The organism is Burkholderia reimsis (genome assembly GCF_003294055.1).
In the GTDB taxonomy this organism is placed as follows: Bacteria; Pseudomonadota; Gammaproteobacteria; order Burkholderiales; family Burkholderiaceae; genus Burkholderia; species Burkholderia cepacia.
Map to the genome: position 1 here is coordinate 295,683 of NZ_QMFZ01000002.1, position 15,955 is coordinate 311,637.

The window sequence follows — 15,955 nt, forward strand, 5'->3', positions numbered from 1 at the left end:
ACATTCAGCGGAGTGCTTCGGTAAAAACGGGGTATGCGACAAATGCGTGTCCTGTTTTGATCGCATTTAGACTGCGCGTTGTGATGCGACGACGTATCACTAGTGATCTGCCGCCGGACGTGTCGATACCCCATGCACTGAACAACGGCACGCCGCCTGTGCCGGCCGTGCAGCCGATTTCCGGCGAGACGATCAGCGACTGCGACTTCGACACGCCGGTCGCGTCGGGTACGCCGACGGTCACGTCGCCGGGGCCGATCCATGCGTTCAACGTGAGCGCGCTGACGCTGACGAACGTGACGATCGCCGGGCAGGCCGTCAATACGACGATCACCGACAAACGGTGACGTGATGTGAGATGAAGGTGAAGGGCATTCGCGTGCCGCGGTCGATGCACGCGACCGCGAACCTGATTGAACGCGTCAAGCCAGCGTCTTGACCATGTGGTGTTCGTCGTAGAACCGCCCGTCGACGAACAGCGAGCGCGGTTCCGTGCCGAACCGGACGAACCCCTGCGACGCATATAGCCGCTCCGCGGTGCCGTTGACCTCATTTACGCACAGCATCAGTTGCTTGCATTGCCACGCCTGTGCCGCATGCGCGGTCGCGCTTTCGAGCAGCGTCTGCGCGATGCCCTGCCCGCGATACGCGGGATCGACGAACACGCCCCAGATCGTCGCCTTGTGCGCGATCTTCGCGCGCGCATCGCGGCGCACGCCGGTGATGCCGACGAGCGTATCGCCGTCGAATGCGCCGAACACGGCACGTTCGTGGGTTGGCGTGATGCGTATCGCGAATTCGTCGACCGGCACCTGCGATTCTTCGTCGGGTGTCGGCAGGAAAGACGTGGGCGCGGTGTCGACCGCACGCAGGCGAACGGTCTGGAAACGGGCGGCGTCGGCCGCGTCGAGCAGGCGAGTCGTGATCGTCATCGAGGGGATTCCGGTTGAGGGTCGTGCATGCCGGAGCGGGCCGCTATGGCCGCTATGACCGATAGGGCCGCGGAATGCATCGTACTAATCCTAATAGGAATCCGGATCGCGCGTGTCGGCGTTCCGCGTATCGCTCGCCGTGGCCGCGCCGTTGCGTTCAGATCGCGTCGCGCGGCCGCCGCGCGTCGCCGTCGACGCAGCACGCGAGCACCTCGGCATCGGTGTCGCCGAGGCTCAGGTACACGTGCCCGACAGCGCTGTCGAAGTACAGGCTGTCGCCGGCGCCGAGCCGGTACGCGTGGCCGTTCTCGAAGCGCAGTTCCAGCTCGCCGCTCAGCACGAACACGAACTCCTCGCCGCTGTGCCGGATGTAGTCCGCGAAGTCCGACAGCTTGCGCGCATGGATCCGCCCGCGCACGGGCACCATCCGTTTGCCGGTCAGGTCGTTCGCGAGCATCCCGTACGCATAGTTCGGCGTGTCGTAGACCATCTGCTGGCCGGCCGGCGTGAACGACGGCGTCATCGCGCCGGCGGGCGCGGGCCGGCCGAACATCGTGTCGAAGTCGAGCGCGAGCGCATGCGTGAGCGCCGCGAACTTGTCGTAGGTGAGCGCAATGTCGCCGCGCTCGGCCTTCGAAATCGTCGACACCGCGATACCGGAACGCTCGGACAGTTGCGCGAGCGTCAGGCCGCGTGACTTGCGCGCGTCGCGCAGCCGCGCGCCGACTGTCTGGTGGTCGAGTTGCGGCGCGGTGTCGGTGGGCGGCCGAACGGGAACGGTGGATTTGGGCATGCGGATACAGGGCGCGACGTGAATACGGGTTTTGTCGTATACGAGAATAAATTTTCTCGTATATGATAATTTTCGTCGAAAGCGCCGATGGTCGGCGTGACGGCCACTCTAGCATCGGACGACGCGAAACTCGCGCGGCCGGTGCGGCCGGCTTGAACGACACGTGCGCGACACATGCGCGACACGTGTACGAATCGTGTCCGAATCGGCACAGCTCGCCCGTGCGGCGGCGCCTCGATCCTGCGCACGCCAGCGGTCTATCCCAGTCATTTTTCCGGCCGGTCGCGGCCGGGCCCGTGAAGGTGCAATCCATGTCCAGTGAAATCAAACGTCTGCAGACCGGCGCACGCATGAGCCAGGTCGTGATCGCGAACGGCATCGTCCATCTGGCCGGCCAGGTGCCCGATACGGCCGGCGCGCCGATCGCCGTGCAGGCGACCGAAATCCTCACGCGCATCGACGCGCTGCTCGCGTCGGCCGGCGTCGACAAGACGCGCGTGCTCACGGCCAACGTATGGCTCAGCGACGCCGCGCATTTCGACGCGTTCAACGCGGTGTGGGACGCCTGGGTGCCGGCCGGCCACGCGCCGACCCGCGCGTGCGTGCAGGCGTTGCTGATGAAGCCCGGTCTCGACGTCGAGATCGCCGTGACCGCGCTCGCCTGACGCCGGCGCCGCCCGCCCGAGGAGCCTCCCGATGACCTACGACACGCTCGTCCTGGGCGGCGGCATGATCGGCGTATCCGTCGCCGTTCACCTGCAGCAGCGCGGCCTGTCGGTCGCGCTCGTCGACCGCAAGGCGCCCGGCAACGAGACGTCGCTCGGCAACGCCGGGCTGATCCAGCGCGAAGGCGTGTACCCGTATGCGTTTCCGCGCGGCTTCGGCACGCTGCTGAAATACGCGTGCAACCGCTCGCCCGACGTCCGCTATCACGTCGGCGCGCTGCCGAAGCTGATCCCGTTCCTGTACCGCTACTGGCGCAATTCGCATCCGGCGCGCCATGCGGAGATCGCGCGCGCGTATGCGCCGCTGATCGAACATTGCGTGACCGAGCATCGCGCGCTGATCGAAGCGTCCGGCGCCGGCGCACTGCTGCGCGAAGGCGGCTGGCTGAAGGTGTTCCGCACGGCCGCGACGCGCGATGCCGAAACGCGCGACGCCGAGCGCTGGCGCGCCGAATATGGCGTGACCTTCGATGCGCTCGATGCGGCCGCGCTGCGCGACGCGGAACCGAACCTGAGCCGCGCGCTGATCGGCGCACTGCGTTACACGGGCTCCGATTCGATCAGCGATCCGAATGCACTCGTCACCGCCTATGCGCGCCGCTTCGAGCAACTCGGCGGCCGCATCCTGACCGGCGACGCGCTGACGCTGTCGGCCGGGAACGGCTGGCGCGTCGATACCGCGCAAGGCCCGGTCGACGCGCGCGCGGCGGTCGTCGCGCTCGGGCCCTGGTCGGACCTGCTGTGCGAGCGGCTCGGTTACACGCTGCCGCTCGCGGTCAAGCGCGGCTATCACATGCACTACGCGCCGCAGCCGGGCGCGCGGCTGAACCGGCCCGTGCTCGACGCCGACAGCGGCTTCCTGATCACGCCGATGACGCGCGGCATCCGCCTGACGACCGGCGTCGAGCTCGGCCATCGCGACACGCCGCCGACGCCGTCCCAGCTTGCCGCCGTCGAACCGGTCGCGCGCGAGCTGTTTCCGCTCGGCGCGCGCGTCGACGGCACGCCGTGGCTCGGCCGCCGGCCCTGCACGCCCGACATGCTGCCCGTGATCGGCGCGGCGCCGCGCCACCGCGATCTGTGGTTCGCGTTCGGGCACGCGCATCACGGCTTCACGCTCGGCCCCGTGACCGGCCGGCTGATCGCCGACCTGATGACCGGCACGCAGCCGTTCGTCGATCCGGCGCCGTTTCGCGTCGAACGTTTTCTGCACGGGCGCTGAACCGGCGTCCGTGCGCTGCAGCAGGGCGGCCGGCACACGACGCCGGCCGCTCCGTCCAGCGGCCGGCCCATCCGGCTTGCCGCGACGATCAACGACTGGAGACGACATGCAACAGCACACGATGCGGCGCGAGCTCGGCGCGCGCCAGATTTCGTTCATGGCCCTCGGCATGGCCATCGGCGTCGGCCTGTTCCTGGGCTCGGCGTCCGCGATCAAGGCGGCCGGGCCCGGCGCGCTCGTCGCGTACCTGATCGGCGGCGCGATGATCTTCCTGATCATGCGCGCGCTCGGCGAGATGGCCGTGCACCGGCCGGTATCCGGCTCGTTCGGCGCGTATGCGTTCGAATACCTCGGGCCGTACGCCGGCTACGTGGTCGGCTGGAGCTACTGGCTGCTGATGGTCGGTGTCGGCGTCGCGGAGACGACCGCCATCGGCATCTACATGGGCTTCTGGTTTCCGGAGGTGCCGCAGTGGCTGTGGGTCGTGGCGGCGATCGCCGCGATCTCGGCGTTCAACCTGCTCAACGTGAAGGTGTACGGCGAACTGGAGTTCTGGTTCGCGATCGTGAAGGTCGTGACGATCGTGCTGATGATCGCGGGCGGCGCGCTGATCGTGTTCACGGGGATCGGCCGTCACGGCGAGCCGGTCGGGCTGTCGAACCTGTGGCGGCACGGCGGCGTGTTTCCGCACGGCGTGCTCGGGGTCGTGAGCGCGCTGCCGATCGTCGCGTATTCGTTCGCGGGCGTCGAGATGATCGGCCTCACGGCCGGCGAGGCGCGCGAGCCGCAGAAGATGATCCCGCGCGCGATCAACTCGGTGCTGTGGCGCATCCTGATCTTCTACGTCGGCGCGCTGTTCATCATCATGGCGCTGTATCCGTGGCACGAGCTCGGCGAGCACGGCAGCCCGTTCGTGACGACGTTCGAATCGCTCGGGCTGCGGCAGGCGGCCGGCATCGTCAACTTCGTGGTCGTGACGGCCGCGCTGTCGAGTTTCAACTGCATCGTGTTCAGCGGCGCGCGCATGCTGTCGAGCATGGCCGGCAACGGCCTCGCGCCCGCGTCGTTCGCAGCGCTGAGCGCCAGCGGGTCGCCGTCGCGCGCGGTGCGGGCGACCGTGCTGTTCATGTCGGTCGGCGTGGTGCTGAACTACGTGATGCCCGCGCGCGTGTTCGGCTGGCTGATGTCGTTCCTGTCGTTCGACGTGGCCGTGATCTGGGCAATGATCGTGCTGACGCACATGCGGTTCCGGCGCGTGCTGGCCGCGCGCGGCGAGACGGTCGCGTTCCGCCTGCCGTACGCGCCGGTCACGTCGTGGATCTGTCTCGTGTTCGTCGCGTTCGTGTTCGTGATGCTCGGCGTCGATCCGTCGACGCGCGGGTCGCTGTATGCCGGTGCGGCGGTGATGGTGGTGATGACGATCGTCTACCGGCGCTCGCGGCATCTGCAGGCGGCCGCGCGGTCGACGCGGGTCGGGCTCGGGGTCGAGCGGGTGTGACGGCCAGGCGCGGGGGCGCGGATGTCGGAGTGCGAGTGGTGGCGCGGTCGTGCGCCGGGTGCGCTGAAGGCGGATGCCGGCGCGTGCGTCATGTGCGCCGCGCCGGCACGAAGGATGAGGATGGGGTGAAGCAGGTACGCCGTCGCGCCGAACCGGCCCCGACGTCAAACGCGCGACGATGCGCCCGATCAGGTCAGGCGCACCGCATCCGAATCAATACCGCGCCAGCTGGTTGCCGTTGATCTGCACGCGATCGCCCGGCCGGAGGTTGCCCGGCGATTGCACGTCGAACGAGCGCATCGTGCCGTCGCTGACCTGCACGTCGATCCGGTAGCTGCTCGGGCCTTGCGCGGCGCCCATCTGCTGGCCGATCTGGTTGCCGGCCACCGCACCGCCGAGCGCACCGATCACGGTCGCCGCATCGCGGCCGTGGCCGCGGCCGAACTGGTTGCCCACCAGGCCGCCGACCAGCGCACCGACGACGGTGCCGGCCACGCCCGACGGGCCGACCGAGCCGTTGACCGGCTGGATGTTCGAGACCGTGCCGTACTGCGTGCCGTAGCCGTTGCCGTATTGCTGCTGATTGCCGTACTGGTCATACGGCTGCGACCCGTATTGCTGCGGGTTGCCGTACTGGTCGTACGGTTGCGGCGCCTGGTTCGGATACGGCTGTTGCTGCTGCACGTAGCCCGGTTGCGAATACGCGGGCTGCGCGTAGCCGGGCGTCGCGTATTGCTGTTGCTGCGGATACCCCGGCTGCGCGCCGTAGTAACCCGGCGCGACGCAGGCGGTCAGCGGAAGCGCCGCGACGGCGACGAGCGAGGCGAACAGAACGGTCTTCGTGGAAGGCATGCGCATCATGATGATTCCTGCATCGGCAACGGGTTCGCCGACGAATGCCAGGACGGGTGGCGAACTCGGCGTGAGTATAAGGAATGGCGGGTGGCGCGTCCGGTGCGGCCGGGTAACAACGTGTAAAGTCTGTTGCCGCGTAAATCGCCGCCCGGGCGGGGCGATCGCGCAATGCGCGGCGAGGGCGGCGGCGCCCGGTCGGCAACTGCGATGACGCGGATCGACAGCGGTCCGGCGGCTTATCCTGCGAGGCAGTCGGCCCCTCGATGCCGGCGCGCGAAACGTCGGCTTCGGCGACGTCACCCGACGGGCCGTAGGCATGCGCCCGTCGCCGACGAGATCGGACCCCGCAGCCGCACGTGGCTGGCACGGCGTTTGCGCCGCGCATCGCGAAATCGAATGCGCGGCATCGCGACATTTAATTGGCCTCTGCCGGCGCCGTCCGATATCGTGGCCGGATTCCCTGCCAACGGTCGCGCCGGGCCGGCTGCGGTGCCTTCCCCTGTCCGCGCCGGCGACGTGCCGCGACCGCCCCACATTCCGAGCCATGACCGATCGTATCTTCATCAACGCCGTCGATGCCGGCGGCCAGCCCATCAACCTCGTCGTCCGTGACGGCCGCTTTGCCGCGATCGGCGCCGATCGTGCGGCCGCGCCCGGCGCGGAAACGATCGACCTCGACGGCCGCGTCGTGCTGCCCGGTTTCGTCGATGGCCATATCCACCTCGACAAGAGCTTCGTCGGCGATCGCTGGGTGCCGCACGAAACGGTCGGCACGCTGCGCGAGCGGCTCGCGGTCGAGAAGCGCCAGCTCGCGGCCGCGCCGCCGATCGTCGAGCGCGCGAATGCGCTGATCGCGCAGGCCGCCGCGTTCGGCACGGTCGCGATGCGCAGCCACGTCGACGTCGATGCGACGACGGGCCTGTCGAACCTGCAGGCCGTGATGGCCGCGCGCGAGCAATGGCGCGGCATCGTCGACATCGAACTCGTCGCGTTCCCGCAGGCCGGCGTCGTCACGTGCCCCGGCACCGCGGAGATCCTCGACGCAGCGGTGCGCGAGGGCGCGGACGTGGTCGGCGGGATCGACCCGACGACACTCGACGGCGACGCGGACGGCCAGCTCGACATCGTGTTCGGCATCGCCGAGAAGCGCGGCGCGAAGATCGACATCCACCTGCACGAGCCGGGCGAGACGGGCATCGCGCAACTGCTGCGGATCGCGGCGCGCACGCGCGCGGCGGGGCTCGGCGGGCGCGTGAACGTGAGCCATGCGTACGCGCTCGGCCAGGTGAGCGACGACGACGTGCGGCGCACCGCGGCGGCACTGGCTGAAGCCGGCGTGTCGATCCTGACGAATGCGCCGGGCGACTGCGCGTTTCCGCCGGTACAGCCGCTGCGCGACGCGGGCGTGCAGGTGATCGCGGGCAACGACAATATCCGCGACGCATGGTGGCCGTACGGCAACGGCGACATGCTGCAGCGCGCGATGATGGTCGGCTATCGATCGGGCTTCTACACCGACGAAGCGCTCGGCATCGCGCTGGACATGGCGACGCATGCCGGCGCGCGCGTGATCGGCAAGGATAACTATGGAATCGCAGTCGGCTGCGACGCGACGTTCGTCGCGGTGCGTGCGCCGAATGCGGCGGCGGCCGTCGCGGGCGTGCCGGCCGAGCGCTGGGTGTTCCGCCGCGGCGAAAGCGACACGGGCGCGCCGTTCGCCCCTGCGCTGCGCTTCACGCGCTGACCGGCCTGGCCGACCTGAGCGGCGGCACGGCACGCGCCGTGCCCCGTTGCACTGACTGTACCGACCGCACTGACCGCACTGACTGACCACACCGGAACCGACATGACGAACCTGCTGATCCGCAACGTCCGCCCGAGCGCCGACGCCGCGCTCGACATCCTGATCGAAGGCGATCGCATCGCGCGCATCGGCCCGTCGCTCGACGCACCCGCCGGCTGCGCGATCGAGGACGGCGCGGGGGCGCTCGCGCTGCCCGGCCTCGTCGAAGGCCATACGCACCTCGACAAGACGCACTGGGAGATGCCGTGGTATCGCAACCAGGTCGGCCCGCGCCTCGTCGACCGGATCGAGAACGAGCGCCACTATCGCGCGACGAGTGGCCACGACGCCGGCGTCGCGTCGCTCGCGCTGGCGCGTGCATTCCTCGCGGCCGGCACGACGCGTATCCGCACGCACGTCGACATCGATACCGAAGCCGGGCTGCGGCATCTGCACGGCGTGCTCGCGACACGCGAGACGCTGCGCGGGCAGGTTGAAATCCAGATCGTCGCGTTTCCTCAATCGGGCGTGCTCAAGCGGCCGGGCACCGACGCACTGCTGTCCGACGCGCTCGCCGCCGGCGCCGATCTGCTCGGCGGGCTCGACCCGTGCGCGATCGAAGGCGATCCGGTCGAGGCGGTGGACGTGCTGTTCGCGATCGCCGAACGCCATGGCCGCGGGCTCGACCTCCACCTGCACGAGCGCGGCTCGATGGGCGCGTATTCGCTCGACCTGATCCTGCAGCGCACGGCGGCGCACGGCATGCAGGGCAAGGTGACGATCAGCCACGGGTTCTGTCTGGGCGATATCGCCGAACGCGAGCGCGATGCGCTGCTTGCCCGGATGGCGGCACTCGGCGTCGGGCTCGTCACGACCGCGCCGGCGGCGGTGCCCGTGCCGCCGGTGGCCGCGTGCCGTGCGGCGGGCGTGACGGTCATCGGCGGCAACGACGGCGTGCGCGATACGTGGACGCCGTACGGGTCGCCCGACATGCTCGAACGCGCGATGCTGATCGGCATGCGCAACGATTTCCGCCGCGACGACGCGCTCGAGGTCGCGCTCGACTGCGTGACGCACGGCGCGGCGCGCGGTTGCGGCTTCGACGGTTACGGGCTGCAGCCGGGCAGCCGCGCGGACGTCGTGCTGGTCGACGCGCTGACGTTCGCCGAGGCCGTCGTCGCACGGCCGGTGCGTCGGCTCGTCGTGTCGTCGGGGAAGATCGTGGCGCGTAACGGCGCGCTGGTCTGAGCGAAACCCGGGTGAAGCATCGCCCCGGTATGATCCGGTTTTCAGCCGGATTTCCCGGGAGAAGACGATGCGACGCACGACCGCGGCACGGGCCGCACGATGGATGGCGGCGGCCCTGTTCGCCGTGAGTGCCGCGCATGCGGTGGCGGCCGGGCCGACGGATGCGCGAACGGACGCGCAGCAGGAAGCGAACCGGCGCACGGTGCTCGCGTTCTATGAAAAAGGCCTGAACGAGAAGGATGCCGACGCCGCACTCGCGTATGTCGGCGATCGTTACGTGCAGCACAATCCGAACGCGGCCGACGGCCGCGACGGCTTCCGCCAGTTCGTCGCGTTCCTGCGCGACAAGTATCCGCGGTCGCACAGCGAGATCAAGCGCTCGTTCGTCGACGGCGACTACGTGATCCTGCACGTGCACGCGGTGCGCGAACCCGGCACGCGCGGCAGCGCGATCATGGACATCTTCCGGCTCGAGAACGGCAAGATCGTCGAGCACTGGGACGTCAATCAACCCGTGCCCGAGCAGGCCGCGAACGGGAACACGATGTTCTGACGGGGATCGGGTGCGCGGACGTGCCGACGCGCGCGCGAGCGCGTCGCATCGGCCGTGCCGGCGGCGTCGCGGCGGTCGTTCGCTTGCTCGCTGGCCGCATCCGGCGTTCTCTTTCCTACTGCTCCTCGTGCTCCAGCATGGCCGCGAGCGCCTTCGTCAGTTCGCTGACCATCGGGTCGGCCGTCGGCCGATGCAGGATCGCGATGTCCATGTGTTCGATCGGCGCGAAACCCTGCTTCGCGGTCAGCACGACGTGCTCGTCCGTCACCACGCGTGCGGGCAGCACGCTGATGCCGAGCCCGTCGGCGACGGCGGCCTGGATGCCGCTCAGGCTCGACGTCGTGAAGCTGATCCGCCAGCGGCGGCCGCGTTCCTCGATCGCCTTGATCATGTCGTCGCGATAGAGCCCGCGCGGCGGAAACACGACGATCGGCACCGGGTCGAGATCGATCGACGGATGCGCGGCGCTGTCGATCCAGCGCAGCTTCTCGGGCCAGCGCACGACGGCCTCGCGGCTGTCGCGGCGTTGCTTGATCAGTACGAGGTCGAGTTCGCCGCGGTCGTATGCGGCGCTGATGTCGCGGCTCAGCCCGCACATCACCTCGAGCTTCACTTGCGGATGCTCGCGCTTGAATGCCGCGAGCGCATGCGTCGTGCGGCCCGCCGCGAAATCGTCGGGCACGCCGAGCCGGATCGTCAGCGCGACCGTCGCACCCGACAGCGCTTCCAGCATCTCGTCGTTCAACGCGAGCATGCGCCGCGCATAGCTGAGCACCGTCACGCCCGCGTCGGTCGGCCGCACGTCGCGCGTGCCGCGGTCGAGCAGGCGATGCCCGGCGATTTCCTCGAGCCGGCGCACCTTCTGACTGACCGTCGACTGCGTCGAGTGCAGGCGCGCGGACGCCGTCGTGAAGCTGCCGCAGTCGGCGACCATCACGAGCGCGCGCAGCAGGTCGATGTCGAACAGGGGTCTATTCATTTCTGCACTTCTGTGGATTCGAGCATTTCATTTCCAAATGCGTGCGACGACTTTTAACATGGCCGGATGCCGTGGGCAATCGCGGTTTCGCCGGACCCGGTGCGGCGTCAGGTGGTGGCGCGGGGGCGCCTGACGGATCGAATCGACCGGCTCGGCGCGCGCCGCACGCAGGGCGGACGCCGGAAGTTTTTCAAACGGATCGCGATCATCGGCCCGTTTGTCGACATCCTTGCTGACGCGATGGCCGTGGCGCAGCATGAGAACCGTGCCTCCACCGAACGTCCAGAACGGATTCGACGTGCCGTGCTTGCATATCTCGTCAACCAGCGTCACCGCGTGACGAAAAAGGCCTTGCCACGGGCCGTCGGCAACGCGATTGGTGCAGTCATGCCCATACCTCCCGATACAGGTGAAGATCCTTCGACCATGCCGCCAGGTTTTTCCAGATGGTCCGAAGCGGAGTGCCCGAGCGCTCCGCAGCCTCCTCGGCTGCTTTCACCACAACAGGTAACGGCACTTCGTCGAGGATGACGGAGAACGGCGATTCGTATCCTTCCGGAATGTGTCCGGTGATCAACGCGTCGGCCAGCAAGCGTTCGGTCAATTCGCCCTTGTAGCTGACGTTCGCGCTCACAACGGCCTTGTAAAGGCCGTTGTGAGCCTGTCGCGGCAATGCCAGGAGTTCGATGCCGAGCACGCTGAGCAACGGGATCAGCTTGTTGATGCCGAGATCCTTGACCTTGCCGGCTTCGAGCTGGTTGACGGTGAACCGGGACAGTCCGGCGAGCTTGGCAAGCTGGGCCTGTGTGAGATCGAGTTCCGCCCTCCGTTTCGCAACGGCCTGACCGATTTCGTAGAGTTGCACGTTGACCTCCCGGCGCAGGTTCGATGCGCGTGAATGCAAAGTATGTCTTACATGCAGGGGTGGCCAAGTGTCTCCGAGCATTGTCTTTTGCGGTATAGGACGCATCGTCGATGCCGCCGGAGCGGAATCGGGCGATGCCTGTATAGACATCGTTATTTCACGGAAATCCGGAAAAACGCGCCCTGTGGCGGGCGCGCGTCTCCTAGGGTAAACACCCGAAAATCTCGTAAATCCACGCGATGTGCATGTGTTTAGGGCGTCATTTCCGGCCTCTCGCAGTCTCCTGACCTTAATCCGCGCATTCTGCCTTCCCCCTGCTTGCGCTCGAAATTTGAGCGGTCTAGACTGCATCGCAGTTTCATCGAAGTCCCAGTCTTTCGCGCACCGCGCCGGGCGTTCCGGCGCAACGCCCCCCACCGGACGCCGGCGCTTGCGCGCCGCGTCGAGACCATCAAGGACACGCCATGAACCGCACTGCAAAGCTTCTCGTTACCGCGCTGGCGTTCGCGCCGCTCGTGTCGTTCGCGCAGGACACGTCGACGATCCGCTGGGGCATCGACCCCACGTATCCGCCGTTCGAGGCGAAGCAGCCCGACGGCTCGCTCGCCGGCTTCGACATCGACCTGCGCAATGCGATCTGCGAGCAGCTGCGTGCGAAGTGCGTCTGGGTCGAGCAGGGCTTCGACGGGATGATTCCGGCGCTGCGCGCGCGCAAGTTCGACGTGATCATGTCCGCGATGACGGCCACCGACGAGCGGCTCAAGCAGATCGACTTCTCGAACAAGCTGTATGCGTCGCCGGGCGCGCTCGTCGCGCCGGTCGGCTCGAAGCTGCTGCCGACCGCCGCGTCGCTCGCGGGCAAGCGCGTCGGGATCGACCAGGGCACGACGCAGGAGGCGTACGCGAAGGCCGAATGGGCGACCAGGGGCGTGACGATCGTCTCGTACCAGAACCAGGACCAGGTGTACCAGGATCTCGTCAACGGCCGCCTCGACGCGACCTTCCAGGACAAGACGCAGGCCGGCTATTCGTTCCTGAAGACGCCGCGCGGCAAGGGCTATGCGTTCGCGGGCCCTGACGTGACCGACGTGCGGATCACCGGCTACGGCGTTGCGATGGGCATGCGCAAGGGCGACGACGCGATGAAGAAGCGGCTGAACGACGCGATCGTCGCGATCCGCGCGAACGGTACGTACCAGAAGATCGCCGCGAAATATTTCGACTTCGACATCTACGGTGCGAAGCAGCAGCTGACTTCGGCACCGTGATTCGGTGACTCCGCAATTCATTCAATCGACAGGCACACCATGACGAGTATCGAGGATCGCGTCGCGCAAGCCGTGACGCCCGAACTGATCGCCGCGTTCCGCGAGGAAGGTGCGGTCTGCATCAAGGGCATCTTCTCGCCCGACGAAGTCGCCGCGCTGCGCGCCGGCATCGACGCGAATCTCGCGCAGCCGAGCCCGCGCGCGAAAGTCGCGAGCCGGCCCGACGATCCGGGCTGGTTCTTCGAGGATTTCTGCAACTGGCAGCACAACGACGCGTATCGCGACTTCATCGTGCGCTCGCCCGCGCCGTCGGTGGCCGCCGCGCTGATGGGCACGGAGAACGTGCGGCTCCATCACGACCACCTCCTTGTGAAGGAGCCCGGCACGCGGCAGCGCACGCCGTGGCACCAGGACCAGCCGTACTACAACATTGAGGGCGACGACAACGTCAGCATGTGGATTCCGGTCGATCCGGTGCCGCTCGAATCGACGCTGGAATTCGTCGCGGGCTCGCATCGCGGGCCGTGGCTGATGCCGCGCACGTTCATGGACAAGGAAGCGAAGTGGTTTCCGGAAGGCAGCCTCGCGGACCTGCCCGACATCGAAGGCGACCGCGCGGCCTTCCCGATCCGCCATTGGGCGCTCGAGCCCGGCGACATGGTGTGCTTCCGGATGCTCACGCTGCACGCGTCGGGCGGTACGCAGAACCGTCGGCGCGCGTTCTCGATCCGCTTCGTCGGCGATGATGTCCGTCACGCGCCGCGCCGCTGGAAGACGTCGCCCGATTTCCCCGGGCTCGCGGAGCAACTGCCCGATGGCGCGCCGCTCGACCACCCGCTGTTTCCGGTCGTGTGGTCGCGTGGCGCGGGGCAGGCCGGCGCGCTTTGACGCCGGCGGGCCTGCATGAACGACGCGGCGGCCGTTTTCTGACGAAACGGCCGCCGCGCGCTTTTGTGCGGGTCGGGATGTGACGAAGGGTGTGTGACGAAGGATCAGGTCGGGTGGCGCCCGGCGCCCGGCTTGAAGCGCGAGCCGAGCCGGTAGCGGTTGCCCGGATGCAGGAAGTGCACGAACGTGACGGGCAACCCGTTCGTCCAGGTGCGGCGCGTGAGCGTGAGGCACGGCTCGTCGGCGCGCATGTCGAGCAGCCGCGCCTGTTCGCCGGTCGGCAGCGACGCATCGACCACATGCTCGATTTCCAGTTCGTAGTGCGACACGTTGTTGTACAGGTACTCGGACGGCGGTTCGACCTGGAAATCCTGGTCGATGAAACCGGGCGCGGCGGCCGGGTTCACGTAGCGATCCTCGAGCTGGATCGGGCGGCCGTTTTCCTCGTGCACGCACACCACGTGAAAAACCGGCGTATTGACCGGCAGGCCGAACGCGGCCGCGACGTCGAACGACGCGGGCTCGCTCGACTGGCTCAGCACGCGGCAGCGGTATTCGTGCCCGCGCGCGCGGATTTCGTCGCGGATGTGCGCGATCATCAGCAGGTTCGACTGCGGCTTCACCTCGGCGACGAACGTGCCGACGCCCGCGATGCGCTTCAGCACGCCTTCCTCGGTCAGCTCGCGCAGCGCGCGGTTGACCGTCATGCGTGCAACGCCGAACTGCGCGGCGAGATCGAGTTCGGACGGAATGCGGTCGCCGGGGCGCCAGTCGCCCGAGTCGACGTTCTGGCGAACGAGCGTCTTGATCTGCTGGAACGGTGCGGTGGCCTTCGTGACCATCGGGGGATCCTTGCGCGAAGAGGTGGCGAGGCTAGTCGTCGTGACTGACGATGACCAGGATCTCCGCCTGCGCGGCGCCAAGGCTGCGCGTGCGGTGCGGGATGAGTGCGTTGAAATAGACTGAATCGCCGGTCTTGAGTTGCACCGTCTCGTTCGGGAATTCGATTTCGACGCGCCCCTTGTGCACGAACAGGAATTCCTCGCCTTCGTGCTCGCGGAACGTCGATGCGACGAATTCGTGCGGCGGATGCACGACGAACGGCAGCATCTTCTTCGGCGCGACGCCGGCCGCGATGCTCTCGAAGCGGTGTGCGTGGCTGTCGGCCGCCGCGCCCATCGCCGTGCGCTCGCCGGCGCGCGTGACCGTGATCAGCTCGCGGTTGCGGCTTTCCGAGAACAACTGTTCGACATCGACATTCAGTGCCTTCGACAGCTTCAGCGCGACCGCGATCGACGGCACGCTCAGGCCGCGCTCGACTTTCGACAGGTAGCTCTTGGTGAGGCCCGTCTCGTCGGCCAGCACGTCGAGCGTCCAGCCCTTCTGTTTTCTGAGCAGCTTCAGGCGAATCGTCATGGGGCGCCACGTGTCCTTCGAAAAACCGATTGTAACGCATGACACAAAGTGTCCTGTGGTGTATCGTGTGTCACGTGTTCCCGGAAAAGCGGCGCGGACGGCGCGACCGACCCGGTCCATTCAGGAGGTGAACATGGCGGAAACGCTGAATCTGACGAAGGACGCGCTGGTCGCACTGGCGGAGCGGCGTCTCGACAACGAGGTGGGCGACAGCGGCTGGTCCGCGCGGCAGAAGCTCGCGCTCACGTGCCGGATCCTGTTCGACGCCGGTCACGACTCGGGCCTGGCCGGGCAGATCACCTGCCGCGCGGGCGACGCCGGCACGTACTACACGCAGCGGCTCGGGCTCGGTTTCGACGAGATCTCGGCCGCGAACCTGCTGCGCGTGAACGAGGATCTCGACGTCGTCGACGGCGAAGGCATCCCGAATCCGGCCAACCGGTTCCATACGTGGATCTATCGCGAGCGCCCGGACGTGAACTGCATCATCCATACGCATCCGGCGCATGTCGCGGCGCTGTCGATGCTCGAGCAGCCGCTCGTCGTGTCGCACATGGATACCTGCCCGCTGTACGACGATTGCGCGTTCCTGAAGGACTGGCCCGGCGTGCCGGTCGGCAACGAGGAGGGCGAGATCATCTCGAAGGCGCTCGGCAGCAAGCGCGCGATCCTGCTGTCGCATCACGGCCAGCTCGTGGTCGGCAAGACGATCGAGGAAGCGTGCATCCTCGCGCTGCTGATCGAGCGGGCCGCGAAGCTGCAACTGCTCGCGATGGCGGCCGGCGAGATCAGGCCGGTGCCGCCGGCGCTGGCGCGCGAAGCGCACGACTGGATTTCGAAGCCGAAGCGCGACGCGGTGACCTTCGACTACTACGCGCGCAGGGCATTACGCACGCATCCGGACTGCGTCGCGTGAGCGGGCGATTCGCC

17 protein-coding genes and 1 pseudogene are annotated in these 15,955 nt (G+C 67.8%); 10 read left to right on the plus strand and 8 right to left on the minus strand.

The genetic code is table 11. From position 1 onward, the window contains the following. Positions 1 to 143: 143 nt before the first annotated feature. A pseudogene (locus DPV79_RS04215) lies at positions 144 to 347 on the plus strand (endopolygalacturonase); the annotation flags it as partial. 75 nt (positions 348 to 422) lie between these two features. Here DPV79_RS04215 and DPV79_RS04220 read toward each other — a convergent pair. Both DPV79_RS04220 and DPV79_RS04225 read right to left on the minus strand, forming a co-directional pair. Next, positions 423 to 932 (minus strand): GNAT family N-acetyltransferase, encoded by a 510-nt coding sequence (locus DPV79_RS04220; RefSeq protein WP_113044862.1) that lies wholly within the window; start codon positions 930 to 932, stop codon positions 423 to 425. 157 nt (positions 933 to 1,089) lie between these two features. Continuing rightward, a complete protein-coding gene (locus DPV79_RS04225; protein WP_113044863.1) occupies positions 1,090 to 1,725 on the minus strand; it encodes a helix-turn-helix domain-containing protein in 636 nt (211 codons plus the stop codon). A 311-nt stretch (positions 1,726 to 2,036) separates the two neighbouring features. On the opposite strand from DPV79_RS04225, the gene DPV79_RS04230 reads away from it, so the two are divergent. The 3 genes from DPV79_RS04230 to DPV79_RS04240 all read left to right on the plus strand — a co-directional run bounded on the left by DPV79_RS04230 (position 2,037) and on the right by DPV79_RS04240 (position 5,170). Beyond that, on the plus strand, positions 2,037 to 2,390 hold the full coding sequence (locus DPV79_RS04230) for a RidA family protein (RefSeq protein ID WP_042974203.1): 354 nt from the start codon (positions 2,037 to 2,039) through the stop codon (positions 2,388 to 2,390). A 31-nt stretch (positions 2,391 to 2,421) separates the two neighbouring features. Continuing rightward, entirely contained in the window at positions 2,422 to 3,672 is a 1,251-nt protein-coding gene (locus DPV79_RS04235) for an NAD(P)/FAD-dependent oxidoreductase (protein ID WP_113044864.1), read from the plus strand. A gap of 106 nt (positions 3,673 to 3,778) precedes the next feature. Beyond that, positions 3,779 to 5,170 carry an amino acid permease gene (locus tag DPV79_RS04240; protein ID WP_113044865.1) on the plus strand — a complete coding sequence of 464 codons (1,392 nt, stop codon included), beginning with the start codon at positions 3,779 to 3,781 and terminating at the stop codon, positions 5,168 to 5,170. A gap of 213 nt (positions 5,171 to 5,383) precedes the next feature. Here DPV79_RS04240 and DPV79_RS04245 read toward each other — a convergent pair whose 3' ends face one another. Beyond that, the gene (locus tag DPV79_RS04245; RefSeq protein ID WP_021158654.1) at positions 5,384 to 6,031 is read right to left on the minus strand and encodes an outer membrane lipoprotein; all 648 of its coding nucleotides are present in this window, start codon (positions 6,029 to 6,031) and stop codon (positions 5,384 to 5,386) included. Positions 6,032 to 6,569: 538 nt separating this feature from the next. On the opposite strand from DPV79_RS04245, the gene DPV79_RS04250 reads away from it, so the two are divergent. The 3 genes from DPV79_RS04250 to DPV79_RS04260 all read left to right on the plus strand — a co-directional run bounded on the left by DPV79_RS04250 (position 6,570) and on the right by DPV79_RS04260 (position 9,609). Further along, positions 6,570 to 7,769: an amidohydrolase family protein gene (locus DPV79_RS04250; RefSeq protein ID WP_113044866.1), complete on the plus strand. Its 1,200-nt coding sequence runs from the start codon at positions 6,570 to 6,572 to the stop codon at positions 7,767 to 7,769. 102 nt (positions 7,770 to 7,871) lie between these two features. After that, positions 7,872 to 9,056, plus strand: coding sequence for an amidohydrolase family protein (locus DPV79_RS04255; RefSeq protein WP_113044867.1), 1,185 nt, complete (start codon positions 7,872 to 7,874; stop codon positions 9,054 to 9,056). Between the two features lie 67 nt (positions 9,057 to 9,123). Continuing rightward, the gene (locus DPV79_RS04260) at positions 9,124 to 9,609 is read left to right on the plus strand and encodes a nuclear transport factor 2 family protein (RefSeq protein WP_059553173.1); all 486 of its coding nucleotides are present in this window, start codon (positions 9,124 to 9,126) and stop codon (positions 9,607 to 9,609) included. A gap of 115 nt (positions 9,610 to 9,724) precedes the next feature. On the opposite strand, the gene DPV79_RS04265 is transcribed toward DPV79_RS04260, so the two are convergent. From DPV79_RS04265 to DPV79_RS04275, 3 genes are read right to left on the minus strand one after another with little or no spacing between them, the layout of a single operon-like run. Then, positions 9,725 to 10,588: a LysR family transcriptional regulator gene (locus DPV79_RS04265; RefSeq protein WP_059523154.1), complete on the minus strand. Its 864-nt coding sequence runs from the start codon at positions 10,586 to 10,588 to the stop codon at positions 9,725 to 9,727. A 27-nt stretch (positions 10,589 to 10,615) separates the two neighbouring features. After that, positions 10,616 to 10,921 (minus strand): nucleotidyl transferase AbiEii/AbiGii toxin family protein, encoded by a 306-nt coding sequence (locus tag DPV79_RS43025; protein ID WP_113044868.1) that lies wholly within the window; start codon positions 10,919 to 10,921, stop codon positions 10,616 to 10,618. 52 nt (positions 10,922 to 10,973) lie between these two features. Next, positions 10,974 to 11,453 (minus strand): helix-turn-helix domain-containing protein, encoded by a 480-nt coding sequence (locus DPV79_RS04275; protein WP_113044869.1) that lies wholly within the window; start codon positions 11,451 to 11,453, stop codon positions 10,974 to 10,976. A 464-nt stretch (positions 11,454 to 11,917) separates the two neighbouring features. On the opposite strand from DPV79_RS04275, the gene DPV79_RS04280 reads away from it, so the two are divergent. After that, positions 11,918 to 12,721, plus strand: coding sequence for an ABC transporter substrate-binding protein (locus tag DPV79_RS04280; protein ID WP_113044870.1), 804 nt, complete (start codon positions 11,918 to 11,920; stop codon positions 12,719 to 12,721). A gap of 39 nt (positions 12,722 to 12,760) precedes the next feature. Then, the gene (locus tag DPV79_RS04285; protein ID WP_059553171.1) at positions 12,761 to 13,609 is read left to right on the plus strand and encodes a phytanoyl-CoA dioxygenase family protein; all 849 of its coding nucleotides are present in this window, start codon (positions 12,761 to 12,763) and stop codon (positions 13,607 to 13,609) included. Positions 13,610 to 13,713: 104 nt separating this feature from the next. Here DPV79_RS04285 and hutC read toward each other — a convergent pair whose 3' ends face one another. Continuing rightward, positions 13,714 to 14,451, minus strand: coding sequence for a histidine utilization repressor (gene hutC, locus DPV79_RS04290; RefSeq protein WP_048023760.1), 738 nt, complete (start codon positions 14,449 to 14,451; stop codon positions 13,714 to 13,716). Between the two features lie 31 nt (positions 14,452 to 14,482). Beyond that, positions 14,483 to 15,025 carry a helix-turn-helix domain-containing protein gene (locus tag DPV79_RS04295; protein ID WP_021158662.1) on the minus strand — a complete coding sequence of 181 codons (543 nt, stop codon included), beginning with the start codon at positions 15,023 to 15,025 and terminating at the stop codon, positions 14,483 to 14,485. Between the two features lie 133 nt (positions 15,026 to 15,158). Here DPV79_RS04295 and DPV79_RS04300 point away from each other — a divergent pair, with 133 nt between their 5' ends. Continuing rightward, positions 15,159 to 15,941 carry an aldolase gene (locus tag DPV79_RS04300; protein ID WP_059495202.1) on the plus strand — a complete coding sequence of 261 codons (783 nt, stop codon included), beginning with the start codon at positions 15,159 to 15,161 and terminating at the stop codon, positions 15,939 to 15,941. Positions 15,942 to 15,955: the final 14 nt, after the last annotated feature.

Excerpts from the sequence above, each read along its gene's own strand:
- DPV79_RS04240 (WP_113044865.1), top strand. The coding sequence starts at position 3,779 with ATGCAACAGCACACGATGCGGCGCGAGCTCGGCGCGCGCCAGATTTCG.
- DPV79_RS04235 (WP_113044864.1), top strand. The coding sequence starts at position 2,422 with ATGACCTACGACACGCTCGTCCTGGGCGGCGGCATGATCGGCGTATCC.
- DPV79_RS04260 (WP_059553173.1), top strand. The coding sequence starts at position 9,124 with ATGCGACGCACGACCGCGGCACGGGCCGCACGATGGATGGCGGCGGCC.
- DPV79_RS04285 (WP_059553171.1), top strand. The coding sequence starts at position 12,761 with ATGACGAGTATCGAGGATCGCGTCGCGCAAGCCGTGACGCCCGAACTG.
- DPV79_RS04280 (WP_113044870.1), top strand. The coding sequence starts at position 11,918 with ATGAACCGCACTGCAAAGCTTCTCGTTACCGCGCTGGCGTTCGCGCCG.
- DPV79_RS04295 (WP_021158662.1), bottom strand. The coding sequence starts at position 15,025 with ATGACGATTCGCCTGAAGCTGCTCAGAAAACAGAAGGGCTGGACGCTC.
- DPV79_RS04255 (WP_113044867.1), top strand. The coding sequence starts at position 7,872 with ATGACGAACCTGCTGATCCGCAACGTCCGCCCGAGCGCCGACGCCGCG.
- DPV79_RS04300 (WP_059495202.1), top strand. The coding sequence starts at position 15,159 with ATGGCGGAAACGCTGAATCTGACGAAGGACGCGCTGGTCGCACTGGCG.
- hutC (WP_048023760.1), bottom strand. The coding sequence starts at position 14,451 with ATGGTCACGAAGGCCACCGCACCGTTCCAGCAGATCAAGACGCTCGTT.
- DPV79_RS04220 (WP_113044862.1), bottom strand. The coding sequence starts at position 932 with ATGACGATCACGACTCGCCTGCTCGACGCGGCCGACGCCGCCCGTTTC.
- DPV79_RS04230 (WP_042974203.1), top strand. The coding sequence starts at position 2,037 with ATGTCCAGTGAAATCAAACGTCTGCAGACCGGCGCACGCATGAGCCAG.
- DPV79_RS04245 (WP_021158654.1), bottom strand. The coding sequence starts at position 6,031 with ATGATGCGCATGCCTTCCACGAAGACCGTTCTGTTCGCCTCGCTCGTC.
- DPV79_RS04225 (WP_113044863.1), bottom strand. The coding sequence starts at position 1,725 with ATGCCCAAATCCACCGTTCCCGTTCGGCCGCCCACCGACACCGCGCCG.
- DPV79_RS04250 (WP_113044866.1), top strand. The coding sequence starts at position 6,570 with ATGACCGATCGTATCTTCATCAACGCCGTCGATGCCGGCGGCCAGCCC.
- DPV79_RS04265 (WP_059523154.1), bottom strand. The coding sequence starts at position 10,588 with ATGAATAGACCCCTGTTCGACATCGACCTGCTGCGCGCGCTCGTGATG.